The following is a 17,711-nucleotide window of genomic DNA, read 5'->3' on the forward strand; positions in this document are numbered from 1 at the left end:
AAATTATGGAAACATTTGTAAAAACAATATTAATTGGGATAGGTGCAACATTTACTATGGATATTTGGGCTTTTTTACTTAAAATTATTTTTAATATTAAATCGTTGAATTATCAATTTGTAGGGAGATGGATAGGTCATTTTCCAAAAGGTAAATTTTTTCATGAAAGTATTGCAAATGCTCAACCTATAGCGAATGAGCTTATTATTGGTTGGCTTGCGCATTATTTAATAGGAATTACTTTTGCTGTACTTTTAGTTAGCATTTATGGTAATACATGGCTGGAAAATCCTACTTTTTTTCCTGCTTTATTAATTGGTATAGTAACAATTGTTGCTCCTTTTTTTATTATGCAACCCTGTTTAGGAATTGGTATTGCTGCATCCAATTTGCCTGATCCTAATATGGCTCGATTTAAAAGTCTTTTAACACATTCTATTTATGGTATTGGACTTTATTTAAGTGCTCTATTTTTAAACTATATTTTAAGTGTTTTTAGGGCTGTTTAAAATAAAAATCCTCAAGTGTAAAAGCTACAAATGAGGATTTTTTCAAAAAACATACACTATTTTTTTATAACCTTTTTTGAAATAACTTGATTTGTTTCTAAATCAGTCATTTTTAAGATATACATTCCTGAATTGATGTTTGAAATATCAATAATAGCTTGATTTTGTAATTGAGCTATTTTTTTACCCATTACATCAAATATTTCAATGTTGAAATTGATATTTCTTTCTGTTTGAATTGTTAGTATTCCAGAAGTTGGATTTGGATAAATTGTTATTTCGTTATTGTTTAAGAACGATTCTGTTTCTAAGGTTTGTATTGTTGTTGACTCTGTATTTGTAGCAATTGGAAAATTAAAATCGAAATAGATATTGGCTTGATTTGTAAAAGTATCTCCTACCACAAGATTGTTTTTTAGTTTTATTTTATATACTAAATATCCATCATTATTTTCATCGTCAAATGGTAAATTTATATTTTCAAAAATGAATTCAAATTGATTGTTTTTTTGATTCGTAATAAAATCATAATTGCTATATAGTGGTATTAACGTTGTAATATCGAATTTATTGGCATCAATATGATTTTTAATTACAACATTCATTGCATTTGCAGTTCCAATGTTTTCAAAACGAACCATATAATGAACGTATTGTCCTATTTTGTCTGAACCAACTATGTTTCCTTCTAAGCATGTGATGTCATTTGGATCAGCAGAGTTTACGACTCCAAAACTTACATTAATATTATTATCATCTGGAAAATCATCACTGATAGCATTATTAGTTGGTTGAATACTTCCACTAAACTCGATTCTGTCTCCTGTATTAACTGGTGGTGTTTCCATTGGAGAATTTAGATTCATGATAAATGTAATGGTTCTTGTTTCAAATGGTTTTAAATTAGTATAATTCCACGTTAATTGATTTGTGATAATTGATGTTTCGGCAGGGTTTGAAGAAACAAAATCCATAATAGCATCGTCAAAGTTTAAGGTAATGGTTCCTGATTGTATTTGATTTCCTTTGTTCTTAAAAATGATTCTGTAAGGTACATCAGTACCTGGAATTGGAGCTTTTAGTCTAGTAATTGAGACTTCTAAATCATTGTGAACTCCATTTGGTGTTATACAGAAATTTTGATTGTACGGACTTGCTTCAAAAGGAAATTGAACATTGAAAGATGATGGTGAAATGTTGTAATAGGTAGGATTTTCTAATTTTGGATACACAAAATAATTTCCTTCTTGAAGTGGAATGGAATAATTACCTGTAGCATTAGCATAAAAAGAGCCATTTGAATTACTACTATTTATATCAAATTTTAAATTAGGAAGTATTATGTCATTAATGTCACAGCCGTTTTCATTAGCATCAAATTTGGTTTCTCCTGTAATAGTATAAAAAGTTCCGCCTGGGGTGAATGAACAATAGCTTCCTATATTACAATTAGGAAATAAAACGGCATAACTATTTATAAAATTTGATTGCTCATTTTCATCGCAGCATAAATACTTGTAGTTTGGACTATTAGAAACTTGAATGCCTTGTGAGGCGTTAGTGAATCCATTTTTTATGTTTAAATATGTTAAACTTGGACTTCCACAAATAAGAGAGTTGAAAATGGGGTTGTTACTAAAATCTAATTCAGCAATAGGTACTCCTGTACAATATACTTCTTGTAAAAGAGGGAAAAATGAAAAATCAAAGGTTGATATTGGCAAATTGTAAAAATATAAATATCGAAGCTGTGTTAAGTTACTAATGTTTAAACTTGAAATTTGGGTATATGATAAGTCTAAAAAATTTAGATTGTTATTATTTGCAAGATTTATAGCTGTTAATCCATTACTTCTTAAATCGAGTTTTGTTAAATTGACATTTGATGACAAATCAATTGTGGTTATTTGACTTTGAATGGATTGAAACTCAACTAAATTTGTAAAATATTCAATTCCTTGAAAACTAAAAATATTATTTCCTAAACCTACAGTTGATATATAAGAAATTTGTAAGGCTTCTGAAACCTGAATTTCGTTATCTCCATTAGTATCAATTGTGGCTGGATTTCCAGCTAAATCTTTGGCAATATTATTAAGTGGTCCGTTTGCAGATAATAAAATTCCTTTAAATTCTAGATCTGGAATAGGTACAACTTGACTATAGTTATTACTTATAATGAACAAGAAAAGTAATATGGTAATTTTTTTCATGATAGTAGTTTTTTTAATTAGTATCCATTTTTTAATAAGTAAGCATCTAGAATGTTAATACTCAATAAAGAATTCTGTATATCCGTTAAACGATATTGCTTTATTTGAAGGAATTATTTCGGTAACACTTAAAAACGTGGCTTCGTTATTATGTTTCATATCTATTTCTAAAACACCATGATTTTTAAAATTTGTTAAACCAAATTTATCTGCTGTAAACATAGTTGTAAAAGGTAAAATATCATGTTGCAACAGCATGGGTTTTGCAGTAATCCACAAGGTCATTTTTGGAGCATCTAATTCTTTAAAAATGACTTCATAAGCTTTGCATAGATTTCCAGCTATCATTTTCGATTTATTAAGATTTTTTATTGTGGGTTTAGTATTATTTTGAGGTGATATAAGAAAATTTTTGATATGTGTGGTTACTGCCATTTTTTCACCAGTATTGGAAAGGGCAAAAACAGTACTTATGCCATCGTTTCGAATACACCAATATTCAAAAGTACCTCCTTCAGTATTAGGAATCATATCCATGCCTGCATTTTGTAAACATTTTTTATCTAGTAAAATAAGTGATCCTTCTTTATTAATATAATAACTGTAATTAGTATTAACAGTGCCTTCTGCATCAGTAGAACTTACTTTTACAGTAATCTTATGTTTTCCATAAAAAGGCTCACCTTTATAAGGTTTTGTTTTTACATATTCATTATTAATTTCAGTAATGGAAATATTTGAATTATTAGTATCATTACTGTTATTGTTGTTTCCATTGGATGCACCACCATGATTGTAAAAAACATTGTCTTTACAATATTGATCGTAAAATGCTTTTTTAGATTGTTCCAATGCTTGTATTATGGTTGCATCTAATTTGTTTTTTTTAGCATTTTCAATTTCAAAATCGATTTGTTTCATTATAGAATCACACATTTTTTCTTGTGCATTTCCAATCAAACTAATTAGTATTATTATTGTAAATAATAATTTTTTCATTTTATAAATTTTTAAATATTTCGGCATATTTTTCTCCTAAAATTGGCATGACTTCTTCTTTACCATTAATAGCGTTCATCAAACCTTTTATCCACATGTAAAGCAAAATAAAAATGCCAACAATCCACACTAACCAACCTAAAATTGGAATTATTGCAATAAAACTTAACGCAATTGCGGTTAAAAACAAGCCTAGACTTTGACGAATATGAAATTTGGCAAATTCAAACTTCTTGTCATTATTCATTACAAATGCGATAACCAAACCAATAACTGTTAAATAACTTATCAGCGCAATGTCTTTTCCTTGAATTTCTTTGTTTTCCATTTTATATTGATTTATAGATATATGTTATTTCATAAGCTTGATCTCCATTGTTAATTGTAAAAACAGATTTTGTTACAAATCCATCGGAATCATAAGTATTAACAAAAGGATTGTTTTGTGCTAAATTATCATCAAAAATTGCAATGATAGGATAAGTAGTTAGCTCATTCATCTTTGAATTTGAAGTTCCATTCCATAGTATTGGAATAAATTTTTTATTTTTCACATTGTAAAGAGGACCTTTCTTTACAGTATCAAAACTATACGCAAACTCATTTCCAATATTACTTAATGTTTTAGAAATAATATCGTCATTCTCGTTTAAAATATACCTGTTATTTGATTCTGTGTTTGTATATGCATTAAACGACTGATCATAAGAAAAAGCAATGGTAGTATCATAATACGTATCATAATAACTTGTGTATTTATCATTTGTATAACCATAAGTAACTTCATAAATTGGATCACCTCCACCAGGAAACTCATACATTGATGAAACTGGAATATTATTTTGATAATTATAGGTATAACTATATTGTAAATTTCCATTAGGCAGATATTCTATTTTAGAAATTTCTTTAGATTCATTATATGAAAACTGAGTGGTATAAGTATTGGAAGGAAAATTACCAGCCGTAATTTTAACTTCAATTTTATCAATAACTTTAAGTAATGGTTGAGAAGTTGGTTCATCGTCTTTGTTACAAGAAAACAAAACGATTGATAAAGCAAGAATTGTGATTATTTTTTTCATTTTTTAAGATTTTAGTAATTTTATAATTTTAATTGTAAGAGTATGAATTGTATAATGTCCTTTCTATCTGAGAATTAAATAATGTAACAGTTGTAATATTAGTAATATAGTTTTCTGAATTGTAAGTGTTTTCATAATTATTTTCTAATATTGAGCCAAAATTACTTTCTGTCTTTACTTTAATAAAGTTGTTGTTATTAATGTAAAAGATTTTGAAATAGGCAAAATTGCTGATTGCAATTACAGGCTTACTTTCAACAATTGCAGCATTTGAAATGACAAATTGATTCTTATATATTTTATCTGCCAAAAGTTCTTTCCAAGGGTTTGGTTTGTCATCATAGGTATACGAAGTAGTACTTGTTACGACATAATTACCAGAAAGATTTTTTTCATATTTTAATAGTTGTACAATGTTTCCTTTAGCATCGTAACTTAAATCAAATTTGTTATCTGAAGAATAGGTTGGCCCTCCTGAATAATACAAAGTGGATGATTCTGTTATTGTTGTTACTCTATTTCCTGTATAAGTAAAATTCCTTATACAATTGTATATTCCATCATTATTTGTATCGTTAATATTAATTGATTGTCTTACCAATTGGTTTTGTCCATTATATTCTAAAACACAATTTTGGTTATTATCTCCTGTTACAACTCTATTAATTAAATTATTAGCATTGTATAAGTAGGATTCAGCACCAACGTTTGTGACATTACCCAGAGTATTAAATATAATTGGGTTAATTATATTGCCATTAACTCCGTCAGTTTCAATACCTGTAGGTGTTTCTCCATTGTAAGTTATCGCATAATCAATTCCATCATTTTGTGTAAAAGTGGCTAGTTTAGATTTTGAAGGTGCTTCGTTTGGTTCATCATCTTTGCTACAAGAAAAGTTAAGTATTGCTAACGCGAATATTAAAACTAATTTTTTCATAATTATTTATTTAAATTTCTTGTTAGTGTCTTTTTTTAAAAAAGGTAAACATGGGATATAAAAAAACCGTTAATTTTTTTACGTTTAACGGCTTTTAAAAAAAAGAACTTAACTACTATTCTCTCATTATAACTTTATAAAAAATCTAGCTGGAGTAATTTCTCCTTTTACTCCTAACCCTTTTGCTTCTAAAATAATCTCATAGTTTCCTGATTGTATTTCGGAAACCTTTTCATTAGAATTTGTTTGTAAATTGGCTAGCATTGAAATAAAATCAAAGGTTTCCACTGGCATAAGCATATCACCTGGAAAAAAAGGAATTGGTGTTCTTTTCATACTTCCTAGTACTTTTCCATCTTTTTTGATTGTTGTATTGAAAACAAACTGAACTACTTCTTTTTTATCTGAATTTAATGGAATATCGGTTCCTGTGAAAATGAAGTTGATCTTATATTTATTTTCTCGAAAATCGGCATATAAATTAACTGCTTTATTTCCTTTTATTATTAGTTCTACTTTTGCTTGGTTATTAATTTTTAATTCGCCTTGTACTAATTGTGCTTGTGATTTTATTGCGAAAACCAAAAGCAATATTAAAATTGTTTTTTTCATCTTTAGTTTTTTAATTTAAAATTATCTTCTATAATTTTAGTAGGTCGGGAATCGTGAAAGTCAATTGTTTGTTTAATGTATCCTATATATCCTTGTGTTTCTCTATATAATGAATAATAGATTTCAAAAGTGCGTTTGGCTATTTTATCATTTTCTACAACTGTCATTTTGTAACGATTGGTTCTGTCTGCGTCATCGAAAAGTTGAGGTACCTTATTCCAAGTATAATATAATTTGGGAATTCCTCCTACTTTAGTATAAAACTGTGTGGTGCTATTACTAGTATTTACAATAAACTTAGGTGTATTACTATTGGTTTTATTGTTTTCAAATACTAATTGTGCATTGGTATAAAATCCAATGAATAAGAATAAAAACAAGGTTACTTTCTTCATACTATTTTAATTTTTGATCAATGATCATTTTTGCGGTTTCAATCGCTTTTTTATCGTTAGATTGAACATCATCAGATAAATCCACTCTAATTGTAAATGACAATCCTTTGTAAAAAACCTTCAAGTCTCTTGTTGTTACACCCATAATACCACTATCTACAAAAACAGAATACGTACCAAGATTTGGCACTTCTTCCACCTTAAACTTAGAGATTGATTCTTTTGCAACATTTGAAGCTGTTTCTGCTTGTTCTTCTGTAGTTTTTCCTTCTGCATTTAGCTCTGTCATTTTTTTATTCATTGCTTCTTCTGCTTTTTTAATTTCTTCAGCAGTTGGATTATGATAATCGTGTTTAAATTGTTCTAAAGTGGTGTTTTTTACCCAACTCAATTCAATGGTGTTTTTTATAGGTGCTTCTATAAATTTCCCTTTCATGAACTCTATTTTTTTAGTTCTATTAGAATTCCATTCGTATTTTAAGTTTTCTAAAGATGAAAATTTAGAATATTTTTTCTCTGCTTCTGTCGCTGGTAAACCTGAAACTTGTGCAGCTATTTCCAATGTTAATAATTCATCTATTTTACCCTTAAAGTCTTCGGCTTTTAAACTTGTTGCTTCTAAAGATTCGATTACTTCAGTTTCTAAACCGTTTAATTGTTCTGTTTTTTTGTCACCTTCGCACGAAAAGGCAAACAGAAAAATACTTGTTAGTGCTATTAGTATTGTTTTCATTTTATTTTAAAACATTGTTTTTATCGATTCCGTAACTTAAAATAATTGGATTTGTAATTTTCCCATTTCCAGAAATAGTTTTCCAATTGCTTGGACTATCTACATCAGATGGGTCTCCACCTTTTCCTTCGATTTTAAATTCTACAGCATCTTTTGTTAGTTTTGTAATGGTGATTTCTCCTTCATAAGGCAACTCAGATGTCATCATTCCATTTTCAGAAACATCCATAAACATTATTGTTGCGGATGGATTTATGCCATCATATCTGTTACTTACAGCAAATTTCCCTTTTAATGGAAGTGAAAAACTTTCTGATATATGGTTTATAGTTGCTATAAATGATTTTCCTTTTTCTCCTGTTAGTTGTAGAGCAATAGCCAAATAATCATTGTCTTTTTGAAAGATTACTGTAGCTTGCATTTTCTCATCTCCTTTCAAATATATTTTCTTTTCAGATTTATAATTTACAAATCCTGCATTGTTGTCCATATCTTCAGCATCTGGTAATTCAACTTGTGTTCCTGTTTGGTTTTCAATAGTTTTTTCCACTGCTCCGGTTACAGCATCTTGCATACTTTCTTTTGCCTTATTACAAGAGAAAAAAGAAATAATTATTAATGTAAATACTATTTTTTTCATGATGTTTTTTATTTGTTAATTGGGAGTTGTAGTTGTTTTAATAGTTGATTGTTAATCTGACTATAGTCTAAAACCTTTATGTTGCTCATTGTTTTTAAAAAAACGTTTATATGAGGCACACTAGATGTTTCATTATTTGTTTTTAAATTTTTGGTTCTCGTATTTAATGTTACTCCTAGGTTTATAATTTTATTATTGCTATCGAATAATGGAATAAGCGACAAATAAGTGTTTGTAGTTGTAGAAGGTTTTCCTTTATCAAGAAGAGTAATAGGACTTGATATTTCTGCAAAGAAATAATTAGGTAAACTTGTGTCTTTATTTCTTTGTAATGTAAGATTGTATTCTTTGGTTGTAAAGGTGTTTTCAACAGAAAAATCTAAAAAAACTTGGGTAGGCATTGATATAATAGCAACAAATTTTGGTTCACAAACTGTACCTCTATCTTCAATTTTAATTTTTGCAGCTATTTTTTCTCCTGTTAATATAGAATTGAAAGTCCATTCTCCTAAAGATTGTTTTATGAAGTCTATTTCAAATATTTCTTTATTTGTTTTATATGCTTTTGTTCCGTTCCATTGACCTCCTGTAAATGCATTTGTCCATCCCCATTTTCCTTTGAAAGAATTTCCTTCAAAAGAATATTCAAAAAAACCATTTTTACCATTGTTTACGAAAGTCCCTTTTAATATTCTTGTAGTAGGATTATAAGTAGCATCTATAGTTCCAACATTATCATATTTTCCTGTTACTTTATTACCTACTTGCTCTAAGATTATAAATCCGTGATTTGTATTCCATTTACCGCTCCAAACTGCATTTACAATACATGAAGGCATTCCTTTAGATTTTGCATTTCCGTCCCACCAATAGTTTTTATCAGCCGTGTTAGCATTATTTGAAGTATAACCCCATGTTCCTATAAAACTTGGCAAACTACCTAACGTGCTCATATTTAGCCTAAATTGTCCGTCTTTAGTTCCGTTATAAAATTTACCAATATTCTCATTGCCTAAAAGAAATCCTACTGTTGTTCCTTTTGTTCCATAATCTCCATAAATGATATTTTTATTTGGATATTCAGGTCCATATTCTTCAAAGAAATTCATATCTCCATATTTTGAAGTATACATTCCATAATACAATGGTGATTGTCCTTGTGTTTGTAATCCGCTTATTAGAATAATTGCTAAAATTAATTTTTTCATGTTTTATAGTTTTATAAATTCCACTCTCCTATTATTTGCTTTTCCCATTGCTGTCTTATTAGAATCTGATGGTTCTGCTTCTCCTTTTCCTTCTGTTTGCATTCTATTTTCTTCAATTTTGAATTCTGATGTAAGAATGTTTTTCACTGCCAAAGCTCTATTTTGAGATAGTGTAAGGTTTGAAGTGGCATCTCCATCGCTATCTGTATGACCTATAATATTGATATTTACTGTTGGGTTTTCTTTTAAAACAGAAGCTATATCTTTTAGAACTCCATAAGAAGAAGGTTTAATAACATCTGAATTAACATCAAATAAAATACCTCTTGTTACTAATTTCCCTTCTGTAATTAATTTGCTACGAGTATCTGGTGAACCTACTGCATAACGAATGTTTGAGACCATAAATTCATCTTTATTTTCATTTTCAGAAAAATTCATGTATTTGGCTCCTATTTTAAAAACATTATATTTCAATTTTGAATTAAAGGCTTGAGGAATATCTAATATTTTGTTCTCATTTGCATATATTCTTAATCGAGAATTTTGTCGCCAAATAGAAATTTTTACTTGAGTAGGTTCTTCTTTATCATTTCCACCACAAATAAAATCTTTAACTGTGAAGCCTTCATTTTTACCAACTGTTTCTCCATTTTCCACTACATAAAAACTAGAAGATCCTTCACACGCTAACCATTTGAATTGAAAATAGTCGTTTAAATACTCTTCTGATAAATCTCTTTTTGGATTTGTTGATGGTAAAATGTAGAATTGATATTCTAAAATATTATTACTTCGGTAACGTGTAAAAACATCAAACTCTAATGTGAAATTTTCTGGCATATCTTTAACAAAATCAGGTTGAAAATAACCGTCTTTTGAAATGAATAACCATCTTTGATTACTATCATCTATTGTTACTACTTCAGCGGATGAATTTGTATTCCAACCTAGAGGAAAATCACCTATATTAGTTGTTGAAAAATCGTCATATCCAATAATTTTTTCTCCTGGAATAAAATCAAATTTTGAATACACTTTTATGTTTTTTAGATTCGTTTTGGATATTGATCCACTGCTTGAAGAATTATCATTTTCACTCATTTCTTCTGAATCATCTTTCGATTTTTTCTTTTTTGCTTTTTTATCTTTCTTTTTAAAAAGATTACTTATTCCGTCTTCTATTTTATTTAATGCTTTATCAACTGTTTCATCTCCTTTTTGTTCTCCCTTTTGATAGGTTTTATCTTTTGCATTTTTCACTACTTTACCACCTACTGTTTCTTGAGCTTGTAATGATAGTGTAAGTATGAAAAGAAATGTTGTAATAATTGTTTTCATAATTCTATAGTTTTAAATTTTATTTTCTATTTAGTGTTTAGAATTAAAAAAGGTAAACATGGTATATAAAAAATCTTTTTTTTAGTTAGTTTTGTTTACTTCTATAAAAAAAGTACACCAATGAATAACCCTGAACATGTAATTGCATTATTAAAAAAGGAAGACGAAAGAACAGTTCGGAAACTTTATGATGAGAATAAGAAAGGGTTTTTAATTTTCGCTAATCGTTATAATTTAAACTCGGAAGATGTTCTTGATATTTATCAAGATGCTGTTATTGCTTTAATTGAAAATGCAAAAAAAGGAAAAATTGATGCGCTACAAAGTAGTATTTCAACCTATTTATTTGGTATTGGGAAGTTTATGATTTTTCAAAAATTAAAAAAAGAGAAAAAGACGTTTTCAAAAGATGATTTTTCAAATCTAGAATATGTTGATGAAGATTATAATGAAGAGGAAAATAACATTCAAATTATTTTATTGCAAAAGGCTCTAAATAAAATAGGAGGACAATGTAAAAAGGTATTACAACTTTTTTATTATGAAGAAAAAAATTTAGATGAAATTCAAGAAGAACTTGGTTATAGTAGTAAGGATGTATTAAAAAGTCAGAAATCTAGATGTCTCAAACAACTGAAAGACTTAACAAAAGAAAATTAAAATGGAAAAGTATAGTTACATAGAAAAATATTTTGAAGGCACTTTGTCGTCTGAAGAAGAAATTATTTTTCAAAATTTACTGGCAGAAGACAACGATTTTGCTATGGCATTTGAGTATGAAAAAAATGTAAAAAAAGCAATAACGCTGAATGAAAGAAAGGCTTTAAAACAAAAATTACAATCTTTTGAAAAATCTAAAAAATCTTATAAATGGTTATGTATAGCAGCTAGTTTTGCTGTTCTATTAGGCTTTTTTATATGGACTATTTTCTTAAATACAAATTACGATTCTCTTTACAATGAATATTATCAGACTTATCCTAATACTATTGCTCCAACAGTAAGAGGTGAAAATAATACAGATCTAAAATCGGATGCATTTTATGCTTATGATTCTGGAGATTATAAAGAAGCGATTGTTTTATTTTCGGAAATTTATACTAAAGATGGTGACGATTATGCTTTATTTTATAAAGCGTTGTCTTTAATGGAGACTCAGAAATACCAGGAAGCTCTTACTACTTTAAATTTACATGATTATACTAAAGAAAATACGTTTACACCTTTTTTTAGATGGTATGCTGCTTTAACAAACCTCAAATTAAAAAATAAAAAGGATGCTACTCAACTTTTAGAAAAACTTACTCAAACAGATAATCCGCAAAAAGAAGCGGCTACGAGATTACTTTCTGAATTGCAATAATTTTTTTCTAAAAATAAAAAGTAGTGCTACTAATAGTATTCCGATACTTATGTAAATTATCCAATTATAAGAATTGTTTACAATAGGTGAAACATCTCCATTTACTATGAAACCTGCCCAATAAAAAGGATGGTTTTTCATGGGATTATTTTTAATAAAAGTGTTTTTTGCATTAGCCAAGGCTTGGTCTTTTGCCTGTCCTTTTTTAAGATTTTCATAAAAAGAAATCATTATTTCTGAAGTTTCTTTATCAGGAACTTGCCATAAACTGACTACTGCACTTTTAACTCCTGCATACGTTAAAGCTCTAGACATACTCATGATACCTTCTCCATTTTTCAAAGTACCACTTCCAGTATCACAAGCACTTAAAACCACCATTGAAGCTGGAATATGCATGCCGTATAAATCTGAAAAATAAAGTTTTTCCTCATTAGAGAACACTAAACATGATTTATTAAAATCGTCTTCAAACAGTTGAGAATGCATGGATAAATGAAAAATATCAAAATTTTCAATTTCTTTTATGAAATTATCTTTTGTAGCCTTTTCTTTTGTAAACAATGTACCTCCAAAAAGATTTGCTATTTGTTGAGATTCAACAGTAGTAAACTTTAATTCTTTAAAGTCACTTCTTTTATTATTGCTTGAAGGTTTATCATAAAATGGAGCGAACGCAGCCAAACTCTGATTATAGTTTTTTTGCCTATTTTGTTGGTGCAACAACCACATAGGTAACGAATAATTATAAGACACTAAGTGATTTTCTATAACATAAGCCTCTTTTTTATAATTATATAGTGTTTCAAATGGAAGATAGTTTAGGAAACTATCAGGAATTATAGTAATGGTCTTTTTAAAAGTAAAAGGCATTAAAAGAGTATACAATGTATTACTATTTTTTTTAAAATTGGTTTGAATAGTGTGTATTTCTTTACTATACTTTTTGACTTGATTTTCAATTGTTTTTTTATCACCAATTTTCTTTATTTCAATTGAATTGTTGGAAAACATAATCGCATAAACAACATTGCTACAAACATAATATTTAAGCAATTGTTCCTCATTTTTTAATCTAGAAATCACTTTATTTACATCAAATGTAGCTGTATTAAATTTGGAATAATTTTTCTCCGTTTCACTTAGTTTATTACTTAGTTTATCAATTTCTTTTTGTAATGTTATTATTTTTCTTGAATTAAAATCTCTTTCTCTTTTTACCGTTGTGTTTTGTTTTTTATAAAATTCAAGTTCTATCTTTAAATTATTAATTTGATTTACAGAAGTTGTATTTTCAGATGTTCTTCTTTTTATTTTTTTATCAAACTCTTTTAATAAATGCTGAGAAGCATTACGTTCTATTAGATTTATGTTTTTTATTTTTTGTTGAAAACTAGCTTGATTTAAAAGTGTACATTCTAAAATACCTTCAACAATTTCTTGATGATAATAACTTAAATAATCATTAAATTCTCCTTTTAAATAATATTCTTGAAATAATTTTCCAGCAATTTGGTATAAGTTTTCAGCAATTTCTATGTCTTTTTTTTGTTTAGATAGTTTGAATTTTTTCACATATAAATCTGCTACTTTTTCAAAAATATTAATAAAATAAGCATCTGCAAGTTCAGATACATTTTCAAACTTTATTTGATCAATCGCAATTTTTGTCTTTGTTTTCTCATAAACTAATTGTTCTAATGTGTTTTTGCTAATAGCAATTGCTTCTTGATTTTTATTCATTCCACCTAAGATAATAGCTTTAATAATTTGGATTGAAAATTTACTAGAATTAAAATGCTGTTGATCTACTATTTGTTCTGCAATTTCTATATGATGCAATGCTTTTTTATACTCCTTTAGTTTTTCATAAGAAGTACCTAATTTAGCATTAACTAACATTTTAGGAACGATTAAATTAAATTTATTTATAATGGGTTCTAATTGATGAAGTCGTTCTGCGGTTTGAGCATATTCTTCAAACTCATACATAAAGTCTGCAACATCGTAATATCGCATAGTTAGAAACTCAACTTCCTTTATATTTTCTTTTTTAAATGATGTTTCAGTCTTTAAACTATCACAATATTTGGTGGCCATTTCAAAATTACCTGTTGCTGCAAAAAAAGAAACATTGCCATCTATTTGCATTTGTCTAGCATGAAAACACAATTCTTTTGAATGAATATTCAACTGCTTTTTATTTTTTAAAAAAAGAGTATTTATCTTATTTACGTATTTTTTTGCTTCGTCTTGTGCTCCATATTCTAACAAATTACTAATCAGGTTTCTATAACCAATAAGTAATTGATCTATATCTTCTGGTTTGTTTGTAGTAATTTTTTCTAAGATTGAAATTGCTTTTTTATAACATTCATTCGCTTTTGTAGGATTATAATTCTCTATATAAGCATCTCCTAAATTATTATAATCATTAGCTATATTTGCATTTTCTCCATTAGTTGCCATATTTAAGTCTAAAGATTTTTTGTAAAAAGAAATGGCTTCATATGGGTTTTTACATTGTCTATAGATATATCCTAAATTTGATAAATACTCTATTCTGGTTTTTGTACTTGCTAGATTGAAATCTTTTAATTCTACTCCTTCCAAAGCTTTTTCTAGTGCTTTTTCCCAGCTCTCTTTTTCTGACAAATAATTATAATATAAAACATATGTTTTAATTAATAAATCGGACTGAAAAGTATCTCTTTTACTACTCTTTAAAAGGTTATTTTGCAATTTATCAAGAGATAAAATGGATTTTTTTTCTTTTAGATATACGAAGTATTTTATATAATTTGTAGCTAATGTTGGGTTTCCTTTTACATTATTTTGCCAAAGTTGGATTGCTTTTGTAAAATCTTCAACATGTTCTAAACTATCTGATAATTTTACTGTTTTTTTTAAGTCATTATGTTGTGAAAAAAAAGAAATAGAATACAATAAAACTAAAAAAAAACACTTTTTCATACAGTCATTTTTAATATTCTAAAAATAGAAAAATAATTTCTTGTTTCATTAAAAAAATAAAAAAAGAGTTTCTAAATAATACTATTTCCTTTTTTTTTTTAAAAAGAAGAACAACCTCAATCTAATTATGACAGCAAAACCTATTGTCTGAATAGTATAATTTGTAATTTTAATAGATAAAAACATATTCATTGACTATGAAACCAACCTAGTAAAAATGATGGTTTTTATAGATTTATTTTAGGTAAAAAGTGTTTTTCACATTAGCTAAAGCTTCATTTTTTGCTTGTGCTATTTATAAAAAACAAATTGTCACAAATGATAATTAGATCTTAATATTTTCACCTTAAATCATTAAATACCAAAAGAACTATTGCTTTATTTTTAATAACTCGAAGGTGATTTTTACTGTTTTAGCCTCAATATTTTTTTAATATGTTTGAAATGACATAACATTTATGATTTAAAGTTAAAAGAATTTATCTTATAATAATAAACATAAGATACCATTAAAACGGCTAAGATAATTAACGGAAAAACAGTTCCAAATCCAAAACCTTCTACAGCAGTATGACTAATTGATGCAAATATAAAATCGAAGACAAATCCTGCATAAGCCCACTCTTTCAATCTTCTTGGTATTTTTGGAATAATTAATGCGATTACTCCTAAAATTTTAAACAGTACTAAAGCGCTTCCAAAATATTCAGGATATCCCAAATGTCTGATTCCTTCTTTTGCTAATTCTGTTTGATAAGTTAATGCTGGCATTACTCCTTCAAATAAGAAAATAACAATTGTTGCTGTCCAAAAAATAATTTTGTTTGTTTTTTTTGATTTCATTTTTTCTGTTTTTTAAATTAATATTAAAGTTATAAATTAAAAGATTCACTTCTATTTTTATTATAATTTAGTACCCAATGTGTTCCAAATTTATCTATAAGAGTTCCAAACAATACACCCCAATAATTGTATTCTAGCTGATAATTAGATTTTCCACCTTGAGAAAGTTTTTCGTAATACTCTCTAATTTCTTTTTCACTACTACAATTCAAAAAAAGAGAAATAGTATTTCCTTTAATTAATTTATCATTATCTACTATATCTGAAGCCATTAATAACAATCTTTCTTTTGAAAGTGAAGCATGCATAATATAATGTTTTATCTGCTTAGGTATTTTTTCTGATATAGGAGAATCTCCAATAGTCTGATACAAAAGTTTCCCTCCTAAACATTCTTTATAAAACTGCATTGCTTCAAGACAATTTCCATTAAAGGTCAAATAAGAATTAATTTGTGTCATATTCATTTTATATGAAATTAAACAAAAATGCAATCGTATATCGATTAAGTAACATTACAAAATTGCAACAAAAACAAAACTTTTAAAATGTGCAAAAATGACAACTTAAGGTATATTTACGTCAATATAATTTGTACTTTAGACCTTTATTCCAAGTATTTTATATGAAAAGTGTAAGTATTTTAGTTCCAGAATCGTCAGTATTACAAGCCATTGCTGATCCACAATATTTATTTTCTGCTGTAAATCAATTCATGATGGTTTCTGGTAAAAAACCTTTATTCAATATAGAACTTGTAGGATTTAAAAAAGAAATTAAATTAAATGATGGTCTTTATTCTGTGAAAACTACTCAACTACTAAAAGATGTAAAAAAAACAGATTTAATAGTAATTCCTGCATTGTTTGGTGATATGAAAAGTGCTATTAAAATGAATAAAAAAGCATTGCCATGGATAAATGAGCAATATGAAAATGGAGCAGAAATAGCTTCATTATGTGTAGGTGCTTTTTTATTAGCATCAACAGGATTACTTGATGGTAAAAAATGCTCTACACATTGGGGATTTCAAAACGAGTTTCGAGAAATGTTTCCAAAAACAGAAGTTGTTGATGGTAATATTATTACAGAAGAACATCGTATTTATTCTAGTGGAGGAGCTAATTCATATTGGAATTTATTATTGCATTTAGTTGAAAAATATACTGATAGACAAACCGCTATTTTAGCCTCTAAATATTTTGCCATTGATATTGATAGAAAAAATCAATCTGCTTTTGCAATGTTTCAAGGTCAAAAAAACCATACTGATGAGGCTATAAAACAAACTCAGGATTTTATTGAAAATAATATTCAAGAAAGAATAACAATTGATGAACTGGCACATTTAGTTTCATTAGGGAGACGAAGTTTTGAAAGACGATTTAAACTAGCTACTAATAATTCTGTTTTAGAATACATAAATAGAGTTAAGATAGAATTTGCGAAACGAAATTTTGAAACAAATCGAAAAAACATAAATGAAGTTATGTATGATGTTGGTTATACTGATTCAAAGGCTTTTCGAACTATTTTTAAAAAGATAACAGGATTAACTCCTATTGAATATAGAAATAAATACAACAAAGGAACTTTAAATTAGTTGCATACAGGAGAACTATTTTTTATTTCTGCTGAAAACCCTTTTAGAAAAGGTCATTCTCCATAAAAATATACGATTGTTGCTAAACCAAATAGTACATTAAGAATTTCTGAGAAATAAAAATTCATACCCAAAAAATCTTGTGTCATTGGAGATAGAAATGCTATTGGAATGGTTACCAAAAGCGTTTCTTAAAAATCGTTAATCATCATTTGATGGTAATTATAACCTGCCATTCCTATAGGAACGTGTTT

General features: G+C 27.4%; 18 protein-coding genes. 4 read left to right on the plus strand and 14 right to left on the minus strand.

Annotated elements, in window-relative coordinates; genetic code table 11:
* Positions 1-5: 5 nt before the first annotated feature.
* On the plus strand, positions 6-509 hold the full coding sequence (locus SY27_RS07580) for a DUF2938 domain-containing protein (protein ID WP_200894141.1): 504 nt from the start codon (positions 6-8) through the stop codon (positions 507-509).
* Between the two features lie 56 nt (positions 510-565).
* On the opposite strand, the gene SY27_RS07585 is transcribed toward SY27_RS07580, so the two are convergent.
* The 11 genes from SY27_RS07585 to SY27_RS07635 all read right to left on the minus strand — a co-directional run bounded on the left by SY27_RS07585 (position 566) and on the right by SY27_RS07635 (position 10,675).
* The gene (locus SY27_RS07585) at positions 566-2,722 is read right to left on the minus strand and encodes a T9SS type A sorting domain-containing protein (protein WP_045968823.1); all 2,157 of its coding nucleotides are present in this window, start codon (positions 2,720-2,722) and stop codon (positions 566-568) included.
* Between the two features lie 54 nt (positions 2,723-2,776).
* The gene (locus tag SY27_RS07590) at positions 2,777-3,721 is read right to left on the minus strand and encodes a hypothetical protein (protein WP_152640728.1); all 945 of its coding nucleotides are present in this window, start codon (positions 3,719-3,721) and stop codon (positions 2,777-2,779) included.
* Position 3,722: 1 nt separating this feature from the next.
* On the minus strand, positions 3,723-4,049 hold the full coding sequence (locus SY27_RS07595) for a DUF4870 domain-containing protein (RefSeq protein ID WP_045968827.1): 327 nt from the start codon (positions 4,047-4,049) through the stop codon (positions 3,723-3,725).
* A 1-nt stretch (position 4,050) separates the two neighbouring features.
* The gene (locus SY27_RS07600) at positions 4,051-4,806 is read right to left on the minus strand and encodes a hypothetical protein (protein WP_045968829.1); all 756 of its coding nucleotides are present in this window, start codon (positions 4,804-4,806) and stop codon (positions 4,051-4,053) included.
* A gap of 28 nt (positions 4,807-4,834) precedes the next feature.
* A complete protein-coding gene (locus SY27_RS07605) occupies positions 4,835-5,746 on the minus strand; it encodes a hypothetical protein (protein ID WP_045968831.1) in 912 nt (303 codons plus the stop codon).
* A gap of 126 nt (positions 5,747-5,872) precedes the next feature.
* Positions 5,873-6,358, minus strand: a complete 486-nt coding sequence (locus SY27_RS07610; RefSeq protein ID WP_045968833.1) for a hypothetical protein — start codon at positions 6,356-6,358, stop codon at positions 5,873-5,875.
* 2 nt (positions 6,359-6,360) lie between these two features.
* The gene (locus tag SY27_RS07615) at positions 6,361-6,753 is read right to left on the minus strand and encodes a hypothetical protein (protein WP_045968835.1); all 393 of its coding nucleotides are present in this window, start codon (positions 6,751-6,753) and stop codon (positions 6,361-6,363) included.
* 1 nt (position 6,754) lies between these two features.
* A complete protein-coding gene (locus SY27_RS07620; protein WP_045968837.1) occupies positions 6,755-7,486 on the minus strand; it encodes a hypothetical protein in 732 nt (243 codons plus the stop codon).
* Position 7,487: 1 nt separating this feature from the next.
* A complete protein-coding gene (locus SY27_RS07625; RefSeq protein ID WP_045968839.1) occupies positions 7,488-8,126 on the minus strand; it encodes a hypothetical protein in 639 nt (212 codons plus the stop codon).
* 8 nt (positions 8,127-8,134) lie between these two features.
* A complete protein-coding gene (locus tag SY27_RS07630; protein WP_045968841.1) occupies positions 8,135-9,334 on the minus strand; it encodes a hypothetical protein in 1,200 nt (399 codons plus the stop codon).
* A 3-nt stretch (positions 9,335-9,337) separates the two neighbouring features.
* A complete protein-coding gene (locus SY27_RS07635; protein ID WP_082084320.1) occupies positions 9,338-10,675 on the minus strand; it encodes an OmpA family protein in 1,338 nt (445 codons plus the stop codon).
* Between the two features lie 120 nt (positions 10,676-10,795).
* On the opposite strand from SY27_RS07635, the gene SY27_RS07640 reads away from it, so the two are divergent.
* Positions 10,796-11,335, plus strand: coding sequence for an RNA polymerase sigma factor (locus tag SY27_RS07640; protein WP_045968845.1), 540 nt, complete (start codon positions 10,796-10,798; stop codon positions 11,333-11,335).
* 1 nt (position 11,336) lies between these two features.
* Complete coding sequence (locus tag SY27_RS07645) at positions 11,337-12,038, plus strand: tol-pal system YbgF family protein (protein ID WP_045968847.1); 702 nt, start codon at positions 11,337-11,339, stop codon at positions 12,036-12,038.
* Here the strand turns inward: SY27_RS07645 and SY27_RS07650 are convergent.
* From SY27_RS07650 to SY27_RS07660, 3 genes are all read right to left on the minus strand, one after another.
* Positions 12,018-15,011: a CHAT domain-containing tetratricopeptide repeat protein gene (locus tag SY27_RS07650; RefSeq protein ID WP_045968849.1), complete on the minus strand. Its 2,994-nt coding sequence runs from the start codon at positions 15,009-15,011 to the stop codon at positions 12,018-12,020. The genes SY27_RS07645 and SY27_RS07650 overlap by 21 nt on opposite strands.
* Before the next feature lie 456 nt (positions 15,012-15,467).
* Positions 15,468-15,854 carry a DoxX family protein gene (locus SY27_RS07655; protein ID WP_045968851.1) on the minus strand — a complete coding sequence of 129 codons (387 nt, stop codon included), beginning with the start codon at positions 15,852-15,854 and terminating at the stop codon, positions 15,468-15,470.
* Positions 15,855-15,883: 29 nt separating this feature from the next.
* Complete coding sequence (locus SY27_RS07660) at positions 15,884-16,321, minus strand: VOC family protein (RefSeq protein WP_235270931.1); 438 nt, start codon at positions 16,319-16,321, stop codon at positions 15,884-15,886.
* Positions 16,322-16,479: 158 nt separating this feature from the next.
* Between SY27_RS07660 and SY27_RS07665 the strand changes: the two genes are divergently transcribed.
* Positions 16,480-17,457 (plus strand): GlxA family transcriptional regulator, encoded by a 978-nt coding sequence (locus tag SY27_RS07665; RefSeq protein WP_045968855.1) that lies wholly within the window; start codon positions 16,480-16,482, stop codon positions 17,455-17,457.
* Positions 17,458-17,711 lie beyond the last annotated feature (254 nt).

This window comes from Flavobacterium sp. 316, from assembly GCF_000967805.1.
Classification (GTDB): domain Bacteria; phylum Bacteroidota; class Bacteroidia; order Flavobacteriales; family Flavobacteriaceae; genus Flavobacterium; species Flavobacterium sediminilitoris.